A 23,807-nucleotide genomic window follows, 5' to 3' on the forward strand; every position below is an offset into this window, starting at 1 on the left:
GCTGCTTAATCCGCCTGTGTTATTCTACGGCGGTCTTTTTATCCGGCAATTGGGTCACATAGCTGTCTGACAGCTGGCGCAACCGCAAAGCATTGGTATATTCATCTTCGGTACCGGCAGGAGTTTTCCCTCCGGCAGCCAGTTTATATTGCGTATTGTCTTCAAAGCTGTTCCCGGGGATCAACAGCCCGGAGCTGGCGATGAAAGAGCCGGTTGGCAAATAATAACGCTGCGGCAGCAGATTGTATGTCTGGCTGAGCAAGTCCTGGCCAAAGTGGATATTGTTCGCCATGGAGACACCCAGCAGGCTGGCAGCCGTTGGCATAATATCAATTTCTCCGCCAACTTGTTGCAGAGTTTGTGGCTTGAGGCTGTCTCCCGCATGAATGATTAGCGGAATATTGAGCATATCGGAATATTCATATTCATGTCCGTATATTTCAGTCATCAGTTCTTTGTCATCATGGTCCAGTGAATAAATCGGCAGTCCCATATGGTCTCCGTAGATCATGATCAGACTGTTGTCCCAGACGCCACTTGCTTTGAGCTCTTCAACAAATTGTCCGAAAGCATAGTCGGCATAATTCTGCGAACGGATATAATCTCCGACAAAGGTGCCCTCATAACGTTCAGGCAGTTTCATTTGATATTTCTCTGCCGGAATGGTGAACGGATGGTGCGCTGACATGGAAATGACCTGAGCATAAAACGGCTTGCTGCTGTCATCCATTTCTTTCAGCTTCTCGGCAGACCGGCGGTAGAGCACTTCGTCGGAAGAACCGAAGAAGAAGGTATCTTCATCGCCGAAGAACTTATGGTCGTAATATTGCTCCCAGCCCAGTGAACTATAGAGCTCACCGCGGTTCCAGAATTCCACATCATTCGTATGGAAGGTGGCTGTCTGATATCCGTTGGCCTGCAGCAATTTCGGCAGACTTGGCAGATCCTTGTCGACATACGCCATCGTAGCCGCACCTTGCGGCGGAATATAGTAAGAAGAGTTAACAACGAACTCCGCATCCGAGGTATTTCCCTGCCCCACCATCTGGTAGAAGTTAGGGAAATAAAGGCTGTTATCCATTAAACGGTTCAGGTTCGGCGTAATTTCAAGGCCGTCCACTTTTAGCCCCATCAGAAAGCTCTGGAAGGACTCGAGCTGAATGATGATCAGGTTCTTGCCTTTAGCAGCACCCTGAAGCGGGGAGACGGCTGCGGGATCAATTCCCTTTAGCTTGTTGATAGCATCCTGCGTAATCTCACTGGCGTTCACAAGCTCGGTTTTATCTTGAGCAAAAATGGTATAAGCCTCATAATTGAGGATACCCATCTCCTGCGCTTTCTTGATCTCATTCATACTGGCCTTATTGGGCAGTATATTGAACAAGCAGAGTGCGAAGGAAACGGCGAACAGCACACTGAAGGAAAGTTTGCCGTTGCGGCGGTGGTCACAGCGGTTAATATTATCCTTTTTATACGTCCGGCCCTTCTTATTGAAGAAGAAATAGATGCCCAGGATGATAATGTCGGCAAATATCAGCAGATAGTACGGGTCCATCAGTGAAAATACGCTGTTGCGGACAGCAGTGACTTGGTTCACCTGCTCTGCCGCATGGTAAGTGACAATTACTCCGTAATATTTAAAGTACATAATAGCGGCGAAAAAGATCGCGGTAACGAGCAGATTGACGGTCATATAATAACCAAGCTTCCGTTTGGAGGCAAAACGCTCAATAAGGCAAAAAAGCGCCCAGACAAAAGGAATTTCGGTTAATATTGTTTTCCAAGGCAATAAATCTCCAAAGATTACACCCCAAGCCAGACAGCTTTTGAGAATGAAGATGATAGTGAAGAATACAAATGGTTTAACCAACCACCGTTTAATAGTAAGGGATGACACAGCTTCGCCTTCTTTCTGCAAGATGAAACGCCGTTTCCCGGCTAGGAGGACGCAGCGCATAGACAAAAGAATTCCATATTAATAGAACTTATTATGCAGTGCTGGTGGAGGAATGTCAAAAATCAGAATCGTCGTATAACCACCATGGACCGCGTAAAGCGATATGCGCAGGAATGAAGCCGAGATTATAGCACTCAGATCAGTTTATATCATGGAAAAAGGACGAAAACGGCCACCGATGCTAAAAAGGGGCTCGGGAAATAATGGGGGTGGGCATACATGGAATATGCGGAAATAGTTCTTTCAGTGAGATCCCTCGTGGAACATGTCTTTAGCAGCGGCAGTCTGGAGCCGGGATTCCGCAGTGGAGCAGCGATGGTGGAGGGTACGCGTATTCATCAGCACATTCAGAAGCAGTATAAGGAGGGAGACCGTAAAGAAGTCTACCTGAAGACAGAAATTGCCCATGAAGGCCTTATATTTATGATCGACGGACGCTGCGACGGCCTGCTTACCGGAGAGGACGGAAGTGTAACGGTCGAAGAGATCAAATCAACTGCCGGTCCGCTCGACCCTGCTTTCGAAGGCCGGGAGGTGCACTGGGCGCAGGCATACATGTACGCCTATATGATATGTCTAGCACAGGAGCTTACTTCTATTGAGGTCAAGCTCACCTATGTCCGGCGGGGCGGTGAAGAGCAGCGTAGCCTCTACAGGCAGTTGTCCAAAGAAGAGCTGATTGCCTTTGCCGTTGATACGGTAGCGAAATATGCCCCTTATGCTGAGCTGATGGTCAGGCATGAGGCGCAGAAGGAAGCCAGCATCCGCGGGTTGTCGTTTCCCTTTGCCGAATACCGGCAGGGACAGCGGCATTTTGCGGCTGCGGTCTATAAATCAGTCACGGAGGGCGTCAATCTGTTCGCCCAGGCCCCGACCGGTATCGGCAAAACGATGTCCACCCTCTTTCCTGCGCTCAAGGCATTGGGAGAAGGCCAGGCTGCCGGGCTGTTCTATTTGACCGCTAAGACGGTTAACCGGTTCGCCGCCCAGGAGGCAATAGCCATGTTGCTGAAAGGCGGGCTTCATATGCATGCTATTACGCTTACGGCAAAGGAGAAAGCCTGTTTTCGTGATGAGGGGCTGTGCACCAAAGACTTCTGTCCCTTTGCCGACGGATATTATGACCGGATCAATAACGCGCTGCTGGACATGCTGGAGCACGAGACGCTAATGACACAGGACGTGATTGCCAGGTATGCCAAGAGATATCAGGTATGTCCGTTTGAATTTTCGCTGGATGCTGCCTATGCCTGTGATGCCGTTATATGTGATTACAATTATATTTATGATCCCCGTATCAGCTTAAAGCGGCTGCCGGAGGAACGGAAGAAGAAGACGGTGCTGCTGGTGGATGAGGCACATAATCTGGTGGACCGGGGGCGGGAGATGTACTCGGCCAGTCTGGCGAAGGCTCCGTTCCTCTCGCTGCAGCGGAAGTACAAGACCGTTAACCGCTCACTCGGCGTTGCCGCCAAAGCGGTGAATGCTTTTTTCATTGCCCTGCGCAAACGCTGCAGTGAAGAAGGGGCAGGTGAATGGACGATGTACCCGGAGGAGCTGCCTGCCCTGCTGGAGAGTTTTGCCGCAGAAGCAGAGCTTGAGCTGCTCAGCCCTTCGCCTATCTCGCTGGTTGCACAGGAGGGCGAAGAAGACGGTGAAGGCGGTGAAGGCGGGCTTTTGGATACTTATTATGCGGTGCAGGGGATGCTGCGTACGTTCAAAACCTATGATGAACGGTATGTCACCTACGCGGAAGTCCAGCGCGGGGATGTGGTGCTGAAGCTGTTCAATCTGGACCCCTCCTTTTTGCTGCAGCAAATGGGCAAGAGCTACCGCAGCCAGATCTTCTTCTCGGCTACGCTATCGCCGCTTTCCTTTTACAGAGACATGATCGGCGCGGGCGAGGAAGACTACAGCCTGAGTGTGCTCTCTCCCTTTCATAAGGAGCAGTGGCAGGTGTCTGTGCTGCCAGTCTCCACCCGTTACCGCGACCGGGCCGACTCTCTGCTTCCGCTGAGTGATGCGCTGAAAGGATTGGTCTCCCGGAAAGGCAACTATCTGGTGTTTTTTCCTTCGTATGTCTATTTGCAGAATGTTTATGAGATATTCGCGGACAAATATCCGGAGGTCCCCACGCTGGTGCAGAGCAGCGGCATGAGTGAACCCGAGCGGGAGCAATTCCTCTCCTCCTTTCGCCCGGATAACCCGGAAACGCTGCTTGGCTTCGCCGTACTGGGGGGGATATTCTCGGAAGGTGTGGATTTGCCCGGTGACCGCCTGAACGGTGTGATGGTTGTAGGGGTAGGTTTGCCGCAGGTAGGGCTGGAGCGTAATCTGCTGCGTGAATATTTCCAGTCCCGGGGCAAGAACGGTTTTGATTACGCCTATGTCTATCCCGGAATGTGCAAGGTGCTGCAGGCCGGGGGCAGGCTGATCCGCAGCGAGAATGACAGCGGAAGCATTGTGCTCGCAGATGACCGGTTCCTGCAATATCCATACCAGCAGCTGCTCCCCGAGGAATGGAGAAACTACCTTGTACTGGCTTAAACGCTTATAATCTAATTGTACTTCTATGAAAAGATGCTCTTGACTAGAGCGCTACAGGAGGGAATTAAATGACACTTAATATCGGAATCGTAGGAACAGGCTGGTTCTCCAAGGTGCATGCCGATTTGCTCACAGGCATGGAGGATGTGTCTCTGAAAGCCATCTGCGGCAGCAGCAAGCAGAAGGGTGAAGATATGGCCCGTCCGTATGGAGCGGAGGGTTATGGTGAAATAACAGAGATGCTGGAAGCCCATAAGCTGGATGCCGTGTACATTTGTGTGCCTCCACAATCGCATGGAGCAATAGAGCGGGCGCTGATTAAGAGAGAGATTCCTTTCTTTATCGAGAAACCGCTGGGGTCAAGCACGGAAATTCCGGCAAGTCTGCTGCAGGATATTAAAGAACATAATTTGCTGACCTCGGTTGGCTATCATTTCCGTTATCAGGAGAACATAACGCGGCTGAAACAATCCCTGAGTGGAGATAAGGTAGGAATGATTGTCGGACAATGGATGGGAGGGATGCCCGGCGTAGCCTGGTGGCGCAACCAGGAACAATCCGGCGGACAATTCACGGAACAGACGACCCATATCGTCGATCTGCTGCGTTATCTGGCCGGCGAGGTGACAGAAGTATACGGCATGTTCGGCAACCGGATCATGCATGAGCAGCATGAGAATGTAACGGTAGCCGATGTGGGCACAGTATCGCTGAAGCTGGCAAACGGCGTAGTTGCGAACATTTCCAATACCTGTGTGCTGCCGGGCGAGGTTGGCCGTGTCGGACTCAGCTTCTACAATGACAACGGGCTGCTGGACTGGAATCCGGAACGTCTGCTGGAGGTGCGCAGCGGCGACAGCAAGGAATTCGTCAATGCAGGCAATCCTTACGCAGTGGAGACCGAAGCTTTCCTGCATGCAGTGCGGACCGGAGACCGCTCACGGATTCTCAGCGATTATGAGGACGGCTACAAAACGCTGAAAGTAACCTGCGCGGCATATGAGTCGGCTCAGCGCGGCCTGCCGGTGAAACTTTAGGAATAGCCGCTTTTGGCTTTAAGTAAAAAAGAGACCTGCCGGATCGGTTAAATGATCGGCAGGTCTTTGGCCCAAGCCGGGTTGGCCTAGTGGAGGAATACCGCGAGAAGTGCCGGTGCAAGTCCGATCGAGAACAGCGCCGTCAGAATCATCGAGATACTGGAGATGGTACCGGTCAGGGAGCTCAGCTCAAAGGCCTTGGATGTCCCTGTGCCGTGTGCGGCGGTTCCCAGCGATACACCGCGCGCAATTTCGTTGTCAATGCGGAAGAGGCGGAGTACGGTTGGCCCCATCAATGTTCCCAGCACGCCGGTGAGAATTACGAAAACAGCCGTAATGCTCGGGACGCCGCCAATGCTTTGCGAGATGCTCATGGCAATCGGTGTCGTCACCGAACGGGGTACCAGGCTGGTCGCCAGTTCCCCGCTTAAATGCAGCCACTTTGCCAGCAGCATCGAGGAGAGCACTGCAATTACTGTACCCGAGAACACGCCCGCCGCAATTTCGGCGGCGTGTTTTTTGAGTACTTTGAAGTTTTTATGGAGTGGGATCGCAAAGGCGATGGTCGCCGGCTGCAGCAGATCTGTAAGCCATTTGCCTCCCGCATTGTAAGATTCATAAGGGATGCCCATCAATAGCAGAAAGAGGATCATCGCCAAAGGTGTTATGATGAGCGGAGAAGCATACATCTTGGTGCTGGAGGCATAAATACGTTTGGAGATGAGATACACAGCAATGGTGAGACCTAGCAGCAGCAGTCCTGTAATCATCAGCTTTTACGCTCCTTCACTTTATAGATGGCTCCAGTAAGCACGCCCGAACCGGCCATTACCGCAAATGTGCCGACAAGCACAACTGCCAGCACTTGAAGGCCGTCTGCTTCAAGCAGACTCGAATATTTCATCACTCCGATAGCGGAAGGGATAAAGAACAGCAACAGCTCGGCAAGCAGCCAAGAGGCACCGACTTCTACCCAGTTCAGGCGGATGACGCCGGATTCCAACAGCAGGAACAAGAGGATCATCCCGATAATGCTTCCGGGAATAGGTATATGAAGTAGTGGAGTCAATGTATTGATAAGCATTGAGAATATTGTAAGTCCGGCTACCTGCAGCAAGCCTAGGGATAACTTTTTCATAAGGCTTCGCTCCTTTCATGATAATGAAAGTTTACATCAATTATTTTCATAGGTAAAATGAATAGATCGAATAAATGACATTCCTTTTGTCTATGCATGGGAGGCGATAAGCGATGGATATCCGCCAATTACAGTACTTTGTCCAGGCGGCCAGGTTGAACAGCTTTTCCAGAGCGGCGGAGTCGCTCTATATCTCACAGCCCACGATCAGCAAAATGATCCGCAACCTCGAGAATGAGCTGGGTGCGGACCTCTTTTACCGTGAAGGCAAGAGCATAAGGCTGACAGATGCAGGGGAGATTCTGCTCTCCAAGGCTCAAAATATAGTGGAGTCGTTCGCCAGCCTCTCCTCCGAGCTGGACAGCCTGCGCAACCTGAAGCGCGGACATATCCGCATCGGCCTGCCGCCCATGGTGGGCGCCAGCTTCTTCCCGGCCGTGATCGGAGAATTTCACCGGCGGTATCCCGAGGTTACCATCCGGCTGCATGAGGACGGAGCCAAAAAAGTGGAGGATGATGTGGAAACGGGGCTGCTTGATATCGGGGCGATTGTGCTGCCCGTGGATACGGCAAAGTTTCATTGCTTTACTTTTGTAGAGGAGAAGCTGGAGCTTCTGGTGCCGATAGGACACCGGCTGACCGGTACAGACAGTGTTCCTCTGAAAGAACTGGCGGAAGAGGAGTTTGTGCTGTTTCGCGAGGATTTTGCCCTGCATGACCGGATCATAACAGAATGTGTAAAAGCCGGATTTCAGCCCAGAGTTGTATATGAGAGTTCACAGTGGGACCTGATTAGCCGGATGGTGGCTGCCGGGATGGGCATCGCACTGCTGCCGGAGACCATCTGCCGTGACATGGACCGTTCCAGAATTTCTGTGATTCCTTTAACAGAACCTGTTATTCCCTGGCAGCTGGGGATGATCTGGCGCAGAGACCGGTATTTGTCCTTTGCCGCGCGGGAATGGATAACTTTTGCCATGGGAGTCCTTGGCCAGCGTTACAGTCCCCCGGGAATGTCGATTCAGAGGAATGAATGAAAATTTACAAATGTAATATGATCGACATATTTTTCTTTTTTTTCAAAATATGTTTTTTGGCATCATGAATTATGATAAGGTAGAAGTTGATAGAGAGCAGGTGACTGATCGTGAACTTATACCAGGCTTCCCACGAGGATCATAGAAGAGATTACAGAGAAGACGAGTTGTTTTTAACTATAGAGAGCCTTAGAAGTCAATTGCTGGAGGTGGCGCAGGAGCGCAGTCTGAGCGACCATACGGTCGTTGAACTCAGCCAGCGTCTGGACGGCTACATTGTAATGGCTCAGAAGCAAATGATGGAAGGCCTGCGCAGCCGCAATAATGCAGCTTCCGCTTTCGGCAAGGTTACCAAGAGCCAAAGGGTAAGAAGCAAGGCGGCACTGCAGCAGTAGTTCCGCCCGGCTTCTAACAGCCGGATAGGTGCTGACAGAAGAGCCTGCTGCTTTTCTTCTAAAGTTGTTGGAACAGTAATTTCATAAATAATCAGCTGCCCGCTGAAAGGAAAGGTCCCGCGTTGCGGGGCCATTTTGTTGTGCTTTCCACAGGCTTCACCTATAATGTCAATTAATAGCAGCACTATTTCAACATGACCGGGGAGGTGCCGAGTGGAGGCGAAACTGACAACATTACGCTCTGAAATTGAGGACAATCTGTCCCGCTCGGGTCATAATCTAGCCTCGTTCGCGAAAGTTTCCGGCCTGAACCGCGGCAGTCTCAGTGCCATTCTTCATGGAAATCCGCCTAAGCCGATTTCTTTGAGGCAGCTGGATGCGTTCAACCGAGCCTTCGGACTTCCGGAAGGATGTTTATATTCGCTTTATGTGGATGAATGCTTTAGTGAAGAGAAGGTCTCGCGCCGCAGGGTGGAGCCTTTTTTAATTCGCTGCGCCGAAACCGGCAAGCAGCATTGTATTGATGAAGTGTTAAGCAGAATGATGGAATACCCCAAACCGCTCGATATTGTCTATTCAGTAGCCGAGAAACTGTTCACCGCCGGCAAGATGCAGGAGGCGACGGTTTTTTATAAAATTGTAGTGGACAATGAACAAGATAGTTACTCCGAACGGCTGGCGATCAGTCAGTACCGTATTTTCAAATCGCTGATGTCCGTTGTGAATTGGGAGGAGAAGCTGCGGGCAGTGATCACCTTTGAACCGTTCCGCGGACGCCTTCCCGAGAATCTGCAGCTAGATGGTCTGCTGAAGCTGGCCCAGGTCACCTATACCCTGCATAAGTACAAAGAAATGGAGAAGTATACCGATGAACTGAGGGCACTGGCCAGTGCGATGTACCGGGAACAGCTGCAGAAGAAGGCGGGCAGGCGAGGTGAAGAATTGAAACTGGAGCGCCCGCTTGTTTTTTATTATGCCCATGGCTATTTGCTGAAGGCGACCTCGCTTACGAAACAGGGCAGATATGAGGAAGCCAAGAAATATACCGCCGGCTATGCCGATTTAAGCTGGTTTCAATTTCTTGATGATGAGGGCCGGTCTGAGGTTGAAGCCTTTCGTTTATTTGCCATAGCGAACAGCTTTACCCTGGAAATGCTGGTGGGCAATTACGCAGTACTGCCGGCATATACAGCTTTTCTGGTGGAACATCCCGGGGAGATTCTGCCTGGCCTGGTCATTATTATAGAGGCGGCCAACCGGTTCGGATTCGCTGTAGACGATGTGCTGGAACAGTTTTCAGTGGAGATGGCTCATTGTGTGCTGTATCAGGACCCGATGAATATTGACCGTGTATACAGGCTCAGCTATCAGCTGGCCATCTACCATATAGACCGGGAACGGTATATGTCTGGAGTGGACAACATTCTGCAGTGTCTCACGCTTGCTGTTGAGCTGAACAGTGCGAAGGACTTGATTAATTGTGTAACTTTATTCGAGACAAGCAGGGATTACGCTACCGATGACCAGCAGAAGAAGTATAGAGAACTCATACAAGAGTTAAGGAAAAATGATGAAAACGCAGTAAACGTAGTTCAGCAATCCGGTATTGTACAGATGCCTCATCTTACAAATCCTATACTATGAATATTCCTCCTCCGCCTTCGGGCGGGGGAGTTTTGGTTTCGCAGCAGTTGCAGCGTTGATGTTCTTCATTCCGTAATAATTGATAGCGCCTTCAATGTTTGACAAACAATTATGGTGAAAATATAATTAGGTAGCCTAATTAATATAGTATTTAATTATTAGTAAACCTAACTAAAGACAGAGGTGAGCAGCATTGGGATAAACCATGAAGAAAATCCAGTCGCGCACAGGCTGTTTGCCGCATTGCGGCAGCTGCGAAAAGTTCATTGGCAGCACACTGTGGAAGGCCACAAGCCAAGTGAGATGACTTTATTAATATGTCTTGCCAAGCGGTCTCATTCCCTGGATGAAGGACTTAAGGTTTCGGAACTGAGCCGATTCCTGGGGCTGATGCCACCAACCGTTACCCAACTGATTAACAGTCTTGAAGCCAAAGACATGGTTCTCAGGGTGGCCGATCCCTCCGACCGGAGAGTCGTCCGTATTAAGCTGACGGAGCAGGGGAAAGTAATCACACGCAAAGCCAAACATCATATGGATGCATCGCTGAACAAACTGGCGGAACATTTGGGCGAAGAAGAGTGCAACCATCTGGCAGACCTTCTGCTGAAGGTCCACGCATTCGTAGAAGATAATCCGCCGCCTAATCTAGACCTGCTACAAATGAACGGAGATGAGAAACTTGATTAAACTATTAAAAAACCTGAGCCCTTTTAAGCTGGCTGTCGCCGCTGTATTAATCCTTATCTTTCTGCAGTCTCTGGGCGACTTGTACCTCCCTACGCTGATGTCCGATATCGTGGATAAAGGGATCGTGCAGGGCGACCGCGATTATATCTGGAAAATCGGCGGATTTATGCTGCTGGTGGCGGGCGGAGGAGCCATATGCTCTATCGTCGCCAGTTATTTATCAGCAAAGGTTGCTGCCGGCTTCGGTAAAAATATCCGCTCGCGGATGTTCAATCATGTAGAGAACTTTACGCTGCATGAATTCGACAAGCTGGGTACTGCCTCGCTGATTACGCGTACTACTAATGATATTACACAAGTACAAACCGTACTTACTATGATGCTGCGCATGATGGTCGGCGCTCCGATGATGATGATCGGCGGGATTATCATGGCGGTATCGGAAGATGCCAAGCTTTCTCTTATTTTTGTAGTCGTAATTCCTGTGCTTGTAGGAGCGATATTCTTCATCGGAATGAGGGGCCTGCCGCTGTTCAAGGCGATTCAGGTTAAGCTGGACAAATTAAACCGCGTGCTGCGCGAGCATTTGACCGGTATCCGTGTCATTCGTTCCTTTAACCGGATTGATCATGAGAACAGAAGGTTTACTGAAGCGAACAAGGATCTTACGGAAACGGCAATCAAAGTCAACAAGGTGATGGCCGGCCTGATGCCGATTATGATGATCGTGATGAACTTTTCGATGATTGCTATTCTGTATTACGGCGGAATCCGGATCGGCGATGGCGATCTGCAGGTAGGTTCATTGATGGCATTTATTCAATATGCAATGCAGATAATGTTCTCCTTAATCATGGTGTCGATGATGTTCGTGCTTATTCCCCGGGCCTCTGCCTCCGCACTGCGTATCAATGAAGTGCTGGATATGCAGCCTGAGATTACAGATCCTACGGTGTCCGAGCTTCAGAACACGGCTGCAGTAACGAAGAAGGATGGCCGGGATGTTATGCATGGGTTTGTTGAATTTGACAATGTATCCTTCTCCTATCCCGGTGCGGAGCAGCCTGCGCTGTCCGGAATCAGCTTCAGCGCGCGGCCCGGTGAGATTACGGCGATCATCGGCGGTACAGGCTCGGGTAAATCGACCCTGCTGAGCCTGATCCCGAGATTCTATGATGCCATTGAAGGCGCCGTGCGTGTGGATGGCGTAGATGTGCGCGAGATGACGCAGGAAGAGCTGCGGAGCAAGATCGGATATATTCCGCAGAAGGCGGTGCTGTTCTCCGGTACGATCAACGAGAATATCCGCTACGGTAAAGAAGATGCTACGGATGAGGAGATTATTCATGCGGCCAAGGTAGCACAGGCCTATGATTTCGTCTCTGCGATGAAGGAAGGCTTCAACTCCGAGATTGCCCAGGGCGGGAACAATGTGTCCGGCGGCCAGAAGCAGCGGCTGTCGATTGCCCGTGCATTGGTAAGAAGACCGGAAGTGTACCTGTTCGACGACAGCTTCTCGGCGCTTGATTTCAAGACCGATGCCAAGCTGCGCGCCGCGCTCAAAGACGAAACAACGGAATCAACGGTTCTGATCGTCGCCCAGCGGGTCAGCACGGTTATGGATGCTGACCGGATTATTGTGCTGGATGACGGCGTAATCACCGGCATTGGCAACCATCGTGAGCTGATGGAGAACAGTGAAGTGTACCGCGAGATTGTATCCTCGCAGTTGTCAGAGGAGGAAATAGCATGAGTGAAGCGAATAAAGGAACCAAAATGCCCAAACCTCCACGGGGACATGGCGGTGGACCCGGCGGACCGCCCGGAATGAGTATGCCGGTGGAGAAAGCCAAGGATTTTAAAGGTACGCTCAAACGGCTGATCCGCTACCTGCGTCCGCGGCAGGTGCAGCTGCTGATTGTGTTCATAATGGCTATCGCCAGCACCGTATTCAGTATTTTCAGCCCGAAGGTGATGGGGAAGGCGACAACCAAGCTGTTCGAGGGCGCATACGGCATACTGAAGGGCGTTCCGGGAGCCGCGATTGATTTTGATTATGTGAACAAAATTCTGCTTATTCTGGCGGGTCTGTACCTGTTCAGCTCCTTGTTCAGCTATGTGCAGCAGTATGTAATGGCCGGTGTGGCCCAGAAAGTTGTTTTCGATATGCGCGAGCAGATCAACAACAAGCTGGAGCGTCTGCCGTTGAAATATTTTGACTCCCGGACGCATGGGGAAATTCTTAGCCGTGCGACCAATGACGTAGACAATATCAGTACGACGCTGCAGCAGAGCTTAACTCAGCTGATCACGTCCATCGTAACTATCATTGGTGTCATTGTCATGATGCTCACCATCAGCCCATGGCTGACCTTAATTACAGTTATCACCCTGCCGCTAAGCTTTGTCGTGATTATTGCGATCTCCAAGCGTTCGCAAAGATATTTCATTGGCCAGCAGAAATCACTGGGTGAGCTGAACGGCCATGTAGAGGAAATGTACACGGGTCACCGCATTATCAAGGCCTTTGGCCGCGAGAAGCAATCGCTTAAAGAGTTCAACAGCATTAATGATGATCTGTACAATTCCGGCTGGCGGTCCCAATTCATCTCGGGGATCATTATGCCGCTGATGATGTTCATCGGCAACCTGGGATATGTGCTGGTCTGTGTGGTCGGCGGGATCTTCGTGACCAAGAAAACGATTGAGGTCGGTGATATTCAGGCGTTTATCCAGTATTCCCGCCAGTTCACCATGCCAATTACACAAACGGCCAATATCGCCAACATCATTCAATCCACCATAGCTTCCGCAGAGCGCGTGTTCGAGCTGCTGGATGAAGAAGAGGAAATTCCGGAAGTTACTGCTGCTCAGGCTAAGCATGCTGCAGTTGCCGAAGAAGGCTCAGTCGAATTCCGTCATGTGAAATTCGGCTACAAAGAGGATGCTATCCTGATTGAAGATATGAACATTGAAGTCAGTCCGGGTCAGACCATAGCGATTGTAGGACCAACCGGTGCCGGCAAAACAACGCTGATCAACCTGCTGATGCGCTTCTATGAGATCAGCGGAGGCGAGATTGTCATTGACGGCGTCAACATCACCGACATGAAACGCAGCGAGCTGCGCAGTAAATTCGGTATGGTGCTGCAGGATACCTGGCTCTTTAACGGAACGATCCGCGACAACATTGCTTACGGCCGCGAAGGTGCAACAGAGGCGGATGTGGTGCGTGCGGCCAAGGCGGCGCATGCCGATCACTTTATCCGCACGCTTCCACTTGGCTACGACACAATCCTGAACGAAGAAGCCTCGAATATCTCGCAGGGGCAGAAGCAGCTGCTGACTATTGCCCGGGCAATTCTGGCCGATCCTTCGATCCTGATTCTTGATGAAGCGACCAGCAGTGTCGATACACGGACCGAAGTGCAGATTCAGAAGGCGATGAATACGCTGATGAACGGCAGAACAAGCTTTGTAATTGCGCACCGCCTGTCAACGATTCGTGACGCAGATCTGATCCTGGTGATGAACCAAGGCAGTGTTATTGAAAAAGGCACCCATGTGGAGCTGCTGGAGCAAGGCGGATTCTATGCCGACCTGTATAACAGCCAATTTTCCGGTGACGATCTGCCGGATGTGGGCTAAACCGCAAGCAGAAGCAGCAAAAATCATCTGAATATATCCATCAAATATCACCCCTCTGTCTACAGCAGACTACTATTGCTGTGAGCAGAGGGGTGTTTTGCATGAAGGGAATAGCTTATGGCAAAGAATAAAATATAAAAAAGATTTGATTAAAAATTTTAGGGTATATATGATAAGGTTAATAAAATGACCCGCGGCTCATTTTTTAGGGAGGCCGGGGTTGAAGAGAGGATGAAGGGAATGTCAGGCTACGGAAAATGGGTGGCTGGCCGTAAAACAAAGTGGATAACTCTTGCGGTCTGGATCGTAATTGTGGGTGCTCTTACACTTCTTTGGCCTTCTGTAAACTCACAGGTAGTGAATAATGCGCAGAATCTGCCTGATGATTCGCAGTCGGTCCGGGCGGCGGCGGTTGCGGAACAGGAGTTTCCAGCAGGGAGCGGCGTACCGGCACTTCTTGTATGGCATAAGGAGGGCGGGCTGTCCGATGAGGATTTGATACATATCATTGCTGTATACGGCAAGCTTGAGCAGCAGCCGTTGCCGCACCAGAACTATGTTCCGCCGCTGGGACAGCTGCCGCCGCAGGCGCTGCAGGCTTCCCTGTCTGAGGACCGCAGCACACTGGTCACACCGGTGCTCTTCGACAAGTCCGCAGACAGTGATCAGCTCGGTGAGGCCGTAACGCAAATGAAGGAATTGATCTCTGCGGAAACCGGCGGTGATCCTACTGCGGCCAAGGTGGACAGCAGTGAGTTGAGCCTGCGGGTTTCCGGTCCTGTGGGCATCTCCATTGATGCGACAGGGCTGTTCAAGGATGCGGACGTTTCCCTGCTCATCGCGACCGTAATTCTTGTGCTGGTGTTCCTGCTGCTGATTTACCGTTCGCCGATTCTGGCTTTGATTCCGCTCGTGGCGGTAGGGTTTGCTTATGGGGTTACCAGTCCGGTGATTGGGAAGATGGCCCAGGAGGGCTGGATTACAGTGGATTCACAGGCCATCTCAATCATGACTGTGCTGCTGTTCGGTGCAGGCACAGATTACTGCCTGTTCCTGATCTCCCGGTTCCGCCAGATGCTGAAGGTGGAGGAGAGCAAGGGCCGTGCACTGCTGAGCGCAATCACCCATTCCTCGGGTGCTATTGCAATGAGCGGATTTACAGTGGTGATGGCGCTGTTTGCGCTGCTGCTGGCGAAATATGGAGCGTACCACCGCTTTGCGGTTCCTTTCAGCGTCTCCATTCTTATTATGGGCATCGCCAGTCTGACCCTGGTGCCGGCGCTGCTGGCCATCTTCGGGCGGACTTCATTCTTCCCGTTTGTTCCACGTACTCCGCTGATGGAGGCGGAGCGGGCCAGAGCCAAAGGCAAGCCGGCTCCGCAGCCAAAATCTGCCCGTAACAAAGGAATCGGCAACTTTGTCGTTTCCCGTCCTTGGGCAATTGTAGGAGTAACCGTGGTGCTTCTGGGTGTGCTGGCTTCCTTCTCCGGGGGCATTAAGTTCACTTATGATATCCTATCGTCCTTTCCGGAGGATATGGAGTCGCGCGAAGGTTTTGACCTGATAGGCAATCAGTTCTCCCCAGGGGAGCTGGCTCCCGCCAAGCTGATGATAGATACCGAGGGCAAAGCGGACGGTGAGGATCTTAAGGTGATCCTGGGCGGCCTTTCATACGTGGATGTTGTATCGGACCCCCAGCAAGGTGCGGTCAATAAGAATATTCTCGGTTATGATATTGAATTTAAGAATAACCCGTATTCCCTGGAGGCGATGAGCCACATACCGGCGCTTCAGGATACTGCGGAGCAGGCGCTGATTGATGTAGGAGTGGCCGAACCCGGCGACAAGGTATGGGTCAGCGGGCAGACGGCAACCCAGCATGATACGAAAGAGCTGGGTGAACGGGATACCGATTTGATTATACCGGTAGTCATCGGGTTGATTACTTTGCTGCTGCTGATCTACTTGCGTTCTGTAGTGGCAACCGTTTATTTGGTGGCTACAGTCATTCTGTCCTTTTTCTCGGCCCTTGGTTTAGGGTGGATTATTATTCATTACGTGCTGGGTGCAGATGCCATTCAGGGCGCGATTCCGCTGTATTCCTTCGTCTTCCTGGTGGCGCTGGGAGAGGACTATAACATCTTTATGATTTCGAACATTTGGAAAAAGCGCAAGCGGATGCCGCTGAAGCAGGCCGTCGCCGAGGGTGTGAACGAGACTGGATCGGTGATTACGTCCGCCGGACTCATTCTGGCCGGAACCTTTGCCGTACTCGCGAGCCTGCCGATACAGGTGCTGGTGCAGTTCGGGATCATTACCGCGATCGGCGTGCTGCTGGATACCTTCATCGTCCGGCCGTTTCTGGTGCCGGCAATCACAGTGCTGCTGGGCCGCTGGTCGTTCTGGCCCGGCAAACATCAGGAGCTGGAAAAGGCATTGCCGGCAGTTGATGAGCATTAAGCCAGAGCTTGCTACAGGCAGATAATAAACAGGGACGCCCTACTAAGCCATGAGGCTTAACGGGGCGTCCCTGTTTTATTTGCAGTGATTTGCGCCGCCGGACGGAATTGACATGCCCTAGCGCAGACGAATGAGCAGTATGGGACCTGGGCCCCTCTACCTGATTATTCCCCCGGTGTACGGCTGATCAGCAGCTCATACTTATCAAGCGACGCGCCAAGGATGGCTTCATTTCCGCCTGCCCCACGGTGCGATTCGCGGAAGGAAGGACTGGCAGTCCACCCTTTAAAGGCCTCTTCGTTCTCCCACACGGTACAGATTTTCAGCTCTTCCACGCCCTCTTTAGCTGCGCTGTGCCATACCTCCATACGTACAAAGCCGGGCATATCCTGCACGCCGCCCGCTCCGCCAAAACGCTGGGCAAGGGTTTCTCCATGCCCTTCCTTAACCTTAATGGTGTTTGTTACTACCAGCATGCTGATTCCTCCCTCGAAAGACTCTGCAATTTATTGTGGATTGGTAGTCCAGATTCCCGCAGTCTTCAAGAAGACGCGGTCCGGCAGCTTCAGGGCCGCCAGGGTCAGCTCAGCCACATCCTCCGGCTGCATCATCCGGTCTTCATCGCCGATCTTCAGGCCGGCATTCTCGGCAAGCCCGGTATTGACGGTGCTTGGTGTCAGGGCCACTACGCGGATATTATGCTTGCGCACTTCTTGGGCCAGCGCTTCCGTCATGCCCATCAGGGCGAATTTGGAGGCGCAGTAGGCCGAGCCGGTAGCGAAGCCGCGCTCACCGGCTGTAGAGGAAATATTGATGATATTTCCGCCGTTGCGTTCAATCATTGCCGGCAGTGCTGCCCGGGTTACATAATAGGTGCCGAACAGATTGATCTGCATGTGACGCTCCCAATCTGCCGGGTCCATTTCCAGGAAGGTGCCGAATTTGGCAATTCCGGCGTTGTTAATCAGGGCATCGAAGGTACCGAGATCATTCTGAAGCGCAACAACCGCCCGCTCCGCTTCTTCGCGGACAGCGATATCGGCTACAGCAATGCTGACCTTCACGTCATAGACCTCTGTCAAAGCCGATTTCAGTGCTTCCAGATCACCTGAAGTTCTGGAGATCAGGCCCAGATTAGCGCCTTCTTTCGCCAGTGCCATGGCCAAGGCTTTGCCGATCCCTTTGCCGGCACCTGTAATCACAATGCTTTTTCCTCTCAAATCCATAACCTGCCGTCACGCTCCCTCTGAATTTATGATAATAAAAATATTCAGCTCTATTATACCTGAGCGTGGGCGGACAATCACGCCGGGGCCGCTTGGAGCTGTCCCAAGCCGCTGGGTTACTTCAAGAGACAGACAAACGCGACTGCTCAGGCAAACCCATCGCGGCTTTAATTCGTCTCCGCTTCCAGCTTCGTCAGCGGCACCGTAGCGGGACCCTCAAGTACAGCTCCCTCATAGGAGTAACGCGAGCCATGGCAAGGACAGTCCCAGGAGCGTTCTCCATCATTCCATTCACACTCGCAGCCCATATGGGTACAGGTTCTGTCTACCAGATGCAGCTTGCCATCCGTGTCACGGTAGGCCCCGACACGTTTGCCGTCATGAAAGACAACCGCGCCTTCATCAGGCTCCAGATCACGGGTTTTCTTATGGACAATCTCCACCTTGCCGGCAACCAGCTCTTTGGCGACATTGGTATTCTGCACGATGAAATTTTTGATGGATGGGTTGGCTTTAAAACGCGAGGGGTCATAGAGTTCACTGTAGGGACTATGCTTGCGCAGAATCTGATCCGTGATCATACGCGCGGCCAGTGTTCCGCTGGTCATGCCCCATTTGCGATAGCCGGTGGCAATATAGATTTCCTCCTCCCCGGAAACCTTGCCGATATAAGGCACTCTGTCCAGGGTAATGAGGTCCTGCGCTGACCAGCGGTACGGAATGGCCTTAATGCCCAGCAATTCACCTGCGAACAGCTCCAGGTTCTCATAATGGCCGAAGGTGCAGATGCCTTGGCCTGTCTTGTGATTGTCCCCGCCGACAATGACCAGCCTCTGGCCGCCCCATTCGACGGCGCGCAGAGAGCGTGTAGGTTCTCCGGCGCTCAAATACATGCCGCCCTCATAATCGGTTTCCGGCTGAACCGCCAGACAGTAGGAACGTTCTGCATGCAGGCGCGAGAAGTAGAGGGCTCCGCCATCATAGAAAGGAAAGTGGGAGGCTGAGATGGCATGGCGGCACTTAATTTTCAGCTGCTCTCCTTCAGTGTAAAGCGTGAGGCCGTTGTCCTTGTCTACCTTTTCTCCAATCATCGTGTGCTCATAGACAGTTCCGCCCTTGTCCAGAATCACCTGGAGCAAGCCTTGCAGGTATTGAAGCGGGTGGAAGCGGGCCTGTCCCGGCAGCTTGATGGCACCCCCGGCCATCAGCGGCAAGGAGACGTTGTCCAGCCATTGCCCGGGGAGTCCCAGCTTTTCGTAAGCTTTAAACTCCGCCTCCAGTTGTTTGAGCGTCTTATCGTCGCTGTTATCAGCATAGAGCAAGGCGTCTTCACGTGTTAGTCCGCAGGACAGGTTCAGTTCCTCTGCAGTGGCGATAATCCATTCCATCGCCTCAGTGTTTGATCTGTAATAGAGCCGGGCCTGTTCTTCCCCGAAATGCTTCAGCAAATCATCGTAGATCATCCCGTGCTGGGCGGAAATTTTGGCGCTTGTGAATCCAGTGGTGCCGGCAAAAATTTCTCCCGCCTCCAGCAAAGTGACTTTATACCCTGCGTTTGCCAGCAAATAACCTGCAGTAATGCCGGTAATACCGGCCCCGACAATTGCGACATCTGTAACTAGATCTTCCGCTAGCTTCGGAAACGAAGGCAGGTCGGTGCTGTCTCTCCATAACGATTGCGGAAATTGCGGAAGACCCTGAGATACATCGTGCGTTGAACTCATCTTAACATCCCTCCATCGGTACCATATTCATCTCATTTATTACCACAGTCCAGCCAAAAGAAACTCCTCAAAGGTCAGGTGCATGAAATTGGGGACCTAGTGCCAAAATAAGTTAGATTCGATAGGCAGACGATTAGATTGACGCTGGAACAATCAAGACTTATACTTGATCTAAAAATAAGTTAGAGGATGATGAAGATGAGGAACCTGAATTTGACCTCCCAGCGTCAAGCCGTTTATGATATCGTCCGCCAGTCACATGATCATCCTACCGCAGCAGAAGTGATGAACCGGCTGGTAGAACAGGGACATAACCTGGCCTATGGCACCGTGTACAATTCACTGCGTTATCTTGCGGATAAAGAAATGATCCGCGAGCTGAAGCTTGGCGAAGCAGCCAGCAGATATGATGCGCGTATGGACGATCACCAGCATATTATTTGCGAGGTGTGCGGTGCGGTGGATGAGGTAATGAGCCATGTGCCCCAGGAGTGGATGGATACGGTGGCTAAGGATACCGGATACTCCATTTCACATGCCCATGTCGTATTCGGCGGAGTATGCCCGGCTTGCAGGAACAAAGTTGTGAATTAGTTTAAGAAGGGCCTAAACCCCTGACCAAGGGTCTGACATATGAATAGATATATAATAAAAGACCGTTTTCAAATAAACGGTCTTTTTGCTGTTTTATCAGCAAATTTATCAATAAAGTCTTTAAATTCATGGGAAATTTCAGAATAAAAGAGGGATTCCATACCCGGTATATAACTATATACCTATATAGATTGAACTTGAGAATTACATATAGGGAAAAGTGGCGGAGGGGTTTGGAACTGTAGGAGCGACAGCGTCCGCCTTTGTCTGTGGATTTCAACCGCGAAGAGCGGAATAAAATCAAGAAATCTGCAGACAACAGCGGCCGGAAGTCCAAACATTCTCTGTAGTCACGGCCAATCCCAAAATAGAAGAATTATAAGTTCAATCTATATATGCCATAAATAATCATACTTAAGACCTAATAAGAAGGAGAGATGGATTTCACCCATGAATAAAAGCACCCGCTTAACCATCCGCATGAAGCTTATTCTTACATATCTGCTTGTACTTCTCGCTCCCAGCCTTATCATCGGCTGGCAGACCTATCAATCGGCCAGTCATAAGGTGGAGGACCAGCTGATGAATAACGCCGCTGAAAGTGTGATGGCGGCCAACGAGATCATTAATGCGAACATTCAGTCTAAAATCGACGCGGTTAGCTATTTTGCCGGGCAAATTTCCTCCGGGTCAGTGAATGGGGAGGCTGGAAGGGAAAGTGCGGCTGATGTAAAAGCCAGATTGCAGGAATATGCCGCGCTGCATCCCGATATTCTGGATATTTACGTCGGAACCAGCGGGGCAAAGTCTGTTCATGCTTCCGATGACCAGCAGCAGGACGGCTATGATCCGCGCAAGGAGAACTTTTATGTGAATGCGCTGAAGCAGGGGAAGGGGACGGTAATCTCCCCGGCTTTTAAAACGGTAAATAATGAAACGGCCATCGCCATTTCGGGAGTGCTTGCGGATGGCAGCGGAGTCATAGGGCTCGACCTGAACTTGTCCGCCCTGGCTGATCTTACGAACATTAAGCTGGGCAAGGAAGGATACATAATGATTCTGGACAGCAGCAAGAAGTTTCTGGTTCATCCCACTGAGACGATAGCTGAGGAATCTTCGCTGAATTTTGTGAAGCAGATGTTCGAGGGAGAAGCAGATTCCTTTGATTATGTCTATAAGGATACTGCCAGAAAGCTGACCTTCATGGTCAATGAGCTTACCGGCTGGAGAATCGGGGGCACCATCAGCAAGCAAGAGGTTGCTGATGCTACAGCCGATATCCGTGATAAAGTGGTTCTAGTGATTGCTGTTTCTGTATTGCTCGCGCTCGTATTGATCTATTTCAATGTGTCCTCCATCGTGCGGCCGCTGATCCGTCTGCGCAAAGCTACAGCGGCTATAGCGAAAGGCGACCTGTCTGAAGATATCGGGGTATTCCGCAGGGACGAAATCGGCCTATTGGCCGACAATTTCCGCACGATGGTGGCTGATCTGCGCGGCATGATTCTCGGTGTTCAGCAGATGACGGGTAATCTGTCTGCTTCGGCCAAAGAGCTGACAAGCGGGGCTGAGCAGTCGACTACGGCGATCAGGCATGTGACGGAAGCGATCCAGGAAGTCGCGGCAGGCACAGAACGGCAGGTAGGCAGTGTGCAAAAAGGGCTGGAGAGCGCCGCGGCGACCACCCATGAAGTTCAGCATATTTCCGGGTTCATGGAGCAGGTGTCAGCCATGATGGACAAGACCTCGCTGTCTGCAGCCGAGGGAAATGATTCGGTCATCAGTGTGGTTGACAAGATTAACGGAATTCATGAGACGGTGGAGGAGCTTGGCAACATGATTGACAAGCTGAATGAGCGCACCGGACAAATTCAGGGCATTGTCGGTGTGATCACAGGTATTGCGAGGCAGACCAATCTGCTGGCCCTGAATGCTTCCATTGAAGCAGCCAGAGCGGGCGAGCAGGGGCGCGGCTTTGCCGTTGTCGCCTCGGAGGTCCGCAAGCTGGCCGAGGAATCAGAGAAATCGGCGCGGATGATCTCGGAGCAGATTTCCTCCATCAACGGGGAAATGCAGCAGGCAACAGTGACGATGGAGGATGCCAAAGAGAAGGTGTCGGCAGGCATCCTGGCAGTAGATACTACAGGCCGCTCATTATCGCGGATCCGCAGGGCGGTCAAAGGTGCGGCAGAGAAAATTGAAGCGATGGACGGAGCCGTACACACGCTGTCGGCAGAAGCAGCCAGTATGGAAAAGGCAATCGGGGAGCTGCAGGGCATTTCCCAGGAGGCTGCAGGCAATACGGAGACGATTTCAGCTGCTGCACAGGAGCAGCTTGCTTCCGTTGAAGAAATAGCCTCTTCCACGGCTGGCTTAAGCCAGCTTGCCGGAGAGCTGCAGAAGCTGGCAGGCCGCTTCAAGCTTCACCCGGGGCAGCAGGTTTCCTTTGAAACTCCTGTTCCGCAGGAAGCGGATCTTCAGAAGGGAGCGGGAAATTCCTGATTACGGATTTGATTAAGCTACTTTTCTTTTCCCGGGCTTTGCAAGTATACTGATAAGCAATAATGCAGGGCTAACTAGGGGGAATATTTATGGCAGAGCAGTTAAAGGGGATTACCGTAGCCCTTGCCGGTCCGCGAAAATCGGAGGAAATGGCCAAACTGGTACAGAATATGGGGGGGACGGCGCTGCATCGGCCTGCCCAGGGCACGGTATTTCTCGACGGCGAGGCATTACGCGAAGCGCTCGTAGCCTGGACCCAGCATCCGCCGGATCTGGCCATTCTGACTACAGGCATGGGCCTTGATGCACTGTTCGAAATGGCCGGGGAAATAGGGCTTGCCGAGCGGTTTCAGGAGGTTCTCTCGTCCTCTCCGATTGCTGCCCGGGGCTATAAAACGGTGAATGCCCTGAAGAAGCGGGGACTGGTGCCGGAGGTGCGCGATGACGATGGCAGCACTACAGGACTGATCCGCGGGCTTGCGGATTGGGACTTACGGGGCAAGGAGGTCGTGCTGCAGCTGCATGGCGATCGCTCCCCCCGTCTCATTGCCTGGCTTACGGAAGCCGGAGCCGTTGTCCGCGCAGTGCAGCCATACCTTCACACCCCGCCCGAGCCGGGATCGCTTGCCAGGCTGCTGGCGGAAATCACAGAAGGATTGGTGGATGCCGTAGCGTTTACGAGCGGACCGCAATTCCGCTTTCTGGCAGGGTACGCCCGGGAACAAGGCAAGCTTGGGGAACTGGTGCAAGCCTTTGAAACTAAAGTGCTGGCGGTTTCCGTGGGCAAGATTACCTCTGAGTCCCTGAAAGAGGAAGGCGTCAAGCGGATTGTGATGCCGGAGCATGAACGAATGGGCAGCATGTTCGTTGAGCTTGGCCGTTATGTCGCGGCAAACCGCTGATTTTTCAGCCGGGTTCCGCTGCGATTTTCTGCGGGGGATCTGCAAGACGGTTATCCTGCTCCGTTCGTGGGCGGGATTTGTTTTTTTAAAAGATAAGAATTTATAGGCTTCGCGCTATAAATTATCCTTCTATTTCTCGCTGAAACGGATACCGTCCTTTTGAGGAGCTGTTTCCACTTGTGAGAAATTGCGTAGCAACCACGGTCCTGAACCAGCCTGAAGCAAGGCTCCGGTAACAGACATTTAACCTGCCGGTAATGGACATCCGCTGCACTTTTACTTAGAATAATAGCAACGTGCCACAAT

General features: G+C 51.7%; 18 protein-coding genes. 12 read left to right on the forward strand and 6 right to left on the reverse strand.

All coding sequences use genetic code 11. From position 1 onward, the window contains the following. Positions 1-19: 19 nt before the first annotated feature. On the reverse strand, positions 20-1,957 hold the full coding sequence (locus tag NYE29_RS12130; protein ID WP_340896160.1) for an LTA synthase family protein: 1,938 nt from the start codon (positions 1,955-1,957) through the stop codon (positions 20-22). A gap of 219 nt (positions 1,958-2,176) precedes the next feature. Here NYE29_RS12130 and NYE29_RS12135 point away from each other — a divergent pair, with 219 nt between their 5' ends. Together NYE29_RS12135 and NYE29_RS12140 are read left to right on the forward strand one after the other, a co-directional pair. Next, positions 2,177-4,504: an ATP-dependent DNA helicase gene (locus NYE29_RS12135; protein ID WP_340896162.1), complete on the forward strand. Its 2,328-nt coding sequence runs from the start codon at positions 2,177-2,179 to the stop codon at positions 4,502-4,504. A 68-nt stretch (positions 4,505-4,572) separates the two neighbouring features. After that, positions 4,573-5,541: a Gfo/Idh/MocA family protein gene (locus tag NYE29_RS12140; RefSeq protein WP_340896163.1), complete on the forward strand. Its 969-nt coding sequence runs from the start codon at positions 4,573-4,575 to the stop codon at positions 5,539-5,541. An 86-nt stretch (positions 5,542-5,627) separates the two neighbouring features. On the opposite strand, the gene NYE29_RS12145 is transcribed toward NYE29_RS12140, so the two are convergent. Together NYE29_RS12145 and NYE29_RS12150 are read right to left on the reverse strand one after the other, a co-directional pair. Next, positions 5,628-6,311, reverse strand: a complete 684-nt coding sequence (locus NYE29_RS12145) for a CidB/LrgB family autolysis modulator (RefSeq protein WP_379145741.1) — start codon at positions 6,309-6,311, stop codon at positions 5,628-5,630. Then, positions 6,311-6,679, reverse strand: a complete 369-nt coding sequence (locus NYE29_RS12150; protein WP_340896164.1) for a CidA/LrgA family protein — start codon at positions 6,677-6,679, stop codon at positions 6,311-6,313. The genes NYE29_RS12145 and NYE29_RS12150 overlap by 1 nt, the downstream gene beginning before the upstream one ends. A gap of 113 nt (positions 6,680-6,792) precedes the next feature. Between NYE29_RS12150 and cidR the strand changes: the two genes are divergently transcribed. From cidR to NYE29_RS12185, 7 genes are all read left to right on the forward strand, one after another. Continuing rightward, positions 6,793-7,716 (forward strand): cidABC operon transcriptional activator CidR, encoded by a 924-nt coding sequence (cidR, locus tag NYE29_RS12155; protein ID WP_038597594.1) that lies wholly within the window; start codon positions 6,793-6,795, stop codon positions 7,714-7,716. 110 nt (positions 7,717-7,826) lie between these two features. Further along, positions 7,827-8,111 carry an aspartyl-phosphate phosphatase Spo0E family protein gene (locus NYE29_RS12160; protein WP_076109704.1) on the forward strand — a complete coding sequence of 95 codons (285 nt, stop codon included), beginning with the start codon at positions 7,827-7,829 and terminating at the stop codon, positions 8,109-8,111. 213 nt (positions 8,112-8,324) lie between these two features. Next, complete coding sequence (locus NYE29_RS12165; protein WP_340896166.1) at positions 8,325-9,755, forward strand: DNA-binding protein; 1,431 nt, start codon at positions 8,325-8,327, stop codon at positions 9,753-9,755. A 303-nt stretch (positions 9,756-10,058) separates the two neighbouring features. Beyond that, entirely contained in the window at positions 10,059-10,445 is a 387-nt protein-coding gene (locus tag NYE29_RS12170) for a MarR family winged helix-turn-helix transcriptional regulator (protein WP_052092362.1), read from the forward strand. Further along, on the forward strand, positions 10,438-12,198 hold the full coding sequence (locus tag NYE29_RS12175; protein ID WP_340896167.1) for an ABC transporter ATP-binding protein: 1,761 nt from the start codon (positions 10,438-10,440) through the stop codon (positions 12,196-12,198). The genes NYE29_RS12170 and NYE29_RS12175 overlap by 8 nt, the downstream gene beginning before the upstream one ends. Next, positions 12,195-14,093, forward strand: coding sequence for an ABC transporter ATP-binding protein (locus tag NYE29_RS12180; protein WP_340896168.1), 1,899 nt, complete (start codon positions 12,195-12,197; stop codon positions 14,091-14,093). Before NYE29_RS12175 ends, NYE29_RS12180 begins: the two co-directional genes overlap by 4 nt. A 231-nt stretch (positions 14,094-14,324) precedes the next feature. Beyond that, positions 14,325-16,553: an MMPL family transporter gene (locus tag NYE29_RS12185; RefSeq protein ID WP_340896169.1), complete on the forward strand. Its 2,229-nt coding sequence runs from the start codon at positions 14,325-14,327 to the stop codon at positions 16,551-16,553. Between the two features lie 164 nt (positions 16,554-16,717). Here the strand turns inward: NYE29_RS12185 and NYE29_RS12190 are convergent, their stop codons facing one another. The 3 genes from NYE29_RS12190 to NYE29_RS12200 form a co-directional block, all read right to left on the reverse strand. Beyond that, positions 16,718-17,029: an antibiotic biosynthesis monooxygenase gene (locus NYE29_RS12190; RefSeq protein WP_038597579.1), complete on the reverse strand. Its 312-nt coding sequence runs from the start codon at positions 17,027-17,029 to the stop codon at positions 16,718-16,720. Between the two features lie 30 nt (positions 17,030-17,059). Then, complete coding sequence (locus tag NYE29_RS12195; RefSeq protein ID WP_038597576.1) at positions 17,060-17,779, reverse strand: 3-ketoacyl-ACP reductase; 720 nt, start codon at positions 17,777-17,779, stop codon at positions 17,060-17,062. A gap of 167 nt (positions 17,780-17,946) precedes the next feature. Then, positions 17,947-19,503, reverse strand: coding sequence for an FAD-dependent oxidoreductase (locus NYE29_RS12200; protein ID WP_340896172.1), 1,557 nt, complete (start codon positions 19,501-19,503; stop codon positions 17,947-17,949). A 198-nt stretch (positions 19,504-19,701) separates the two neighbouring features. Between NYE29_RS12200 and NYE29_RS12205 the strand changes: the two genes are divergently transcribed. The 3 genes from NYE29_RS12205 (at position 19,702) to NYE29_RS12215 (ending at position 23,501) form a co-directional block, all read left to right on the forward strand. After that, positions 19,702-20,097: a Fur family transcriptional regulator gene (locus NYE29_RS12205; RefSeq protein WP_340896174.1), complete on the forward strand. Its 396-nt coding sequence runs from the start codon at positions 19,702-19,704 to the stop codon at positions 20,095-20,097. Between the two features lie 450 nt (positions 20,098-20,547). Beyond that, positions 20,548-22,599: a methyl-accepting chemotaxis protein gene (locus NYE29_RS12210; RefSeq protein WP_340896175.1), complete on the forward strand. Its 2,052-nt coding sequence runs from the start codon at positions 20,548-20,550 to the stop codon at positions 22,597-22,599. Positions 22,600-22,688: 89 nt separating this feature from the next. Then, the gene (locus NYE29_RS12215; protein WP_340896176.1) at positions 22,689-23,501 is read left to right on the forward strand and encodes a uroporphyrinogen-III synthase; all 813 of its coding nucleotides are present in this window, start codon (positions 22,689-22,691) and stop codon (positions 23,499-23,501) included. Positions 23,502-23,807: the final 306 nt, after the last annotated feature.

This window comes from Paenibacillus sp. FSL M7-1046 (assembly GCF_038007405.1).
In the GTDB taxonomy this organism is placed as follows: domain Bacteria; phylum Bacillota; class Bacilli; order Paenibacillales; family Paenibacillaceae; genus Paenibacillus_AQ.

Bases quoted from the DNA above. Each gene is read 5' to 3' on its own strand.
- NYE29_RS12130 (WP_340896160.1), bottom strand. From the start codon at position 1,957: ATGCGCTGCGTCCTCCTAGCCGGGAAACGGCGTTTCATCTTGCAGAAA.
- NYE29_RS12135 (WP_340896162.1), top strand. From the start codon at position 2,177: ATGGAATATGCGGAAATAGTTCTTTCAGTGAGATCCCTCGTGGAACAT.
- NYE29_RS12140 (WP_340896163.1), top strand. From the start codon at position 4,573: ATGACACTTAATATCGGAATCGTAGGAACAGGCTGGTTCTCCAAGGTG.
- NYE29_RS12145 (WP_379145741.1), bottom strand. From the start codon at position 6,311: ATGATTACAGGACTGCTGCTGCTAGGTCTCACCATTGCTGTGTATCTC.
- NYE29_RS12150 (WP_340896164.1), bottom strand. From the start codon at position 6,679: ATGAAAAAGTTATCCCTAGGCTTGCTGCAGGTAGCCGGACTTACAATA.
- cidR (WP_038597594.1), top strand. From the start codon at position 6,793: ATGGATATCCGCCAATTACAGTACTTTGTCCAGGCGGCCAGGTTGAAC.
- NYE29_RS12170 (WP_052092362.1), top strand. From the start codon at position 10,059: ATGACTTTATTAATATGTCTTGCCAAGCGGTCTCATTCCCTGGATGAA.
- NYE29_RS12180 (WP_340896168.1), top strand. From the start codon at position 12,195: ATGAGTGAAGCGAATAAAGGAACCAAAATGCCCAAACCTCCACGGGGA.
- NYE29_RS12185 (WP_340896169.1), top strand. From the start codon at position 14,325: ATGAAGGGAATGTCAGGCTACGGAAAATGGGTGGCTGGCCGTAAAACA.
- NYE29_RS12190 (WP_038597579.1), bottom strand. From the start codon at position 17,029: ATGCTGGTAGTAACAAACACCATTAAGGTTAAGGAAGGGCATGGAGAA.
- NYE29_RS12195 (WP_038597576.1), bottom strand. From the start codon at position 17,779: ATGGATTTGAGAGGAAAAAGCATTGTGATTACAGGTGCCGGCAAAGGG.
- NYE29_RS12200 (WP_340896172.1), bottom strand. From the start codon at position 19,503: ATGAGTTCAACGCACGATGTATCTCAGGGTCTTCCGCAATTTCCGCAA.
- NYE29_RS12205 (WP_340896174.1), top strand. From the start codon at position 19,702: ATGAGGAACCTGAATTTGACCTCCCAGCGTCAAGCCGTTTATGATATC.
- NYE29_RS12210 (WP_340896175.1), top strand. From the start codon at position 20,548: ATGAATAAAAGCACCCGCTTAACCATCCGCATGAAGCTTATTCTTACA.
- NYE29_RS12215 (WP_340896176.1), top strand. From the start codon at position 22,689: ATGGCAGAGCAGTTAAAGGGGATTACCGTAGCCCTTGCCGGTCCGCGA.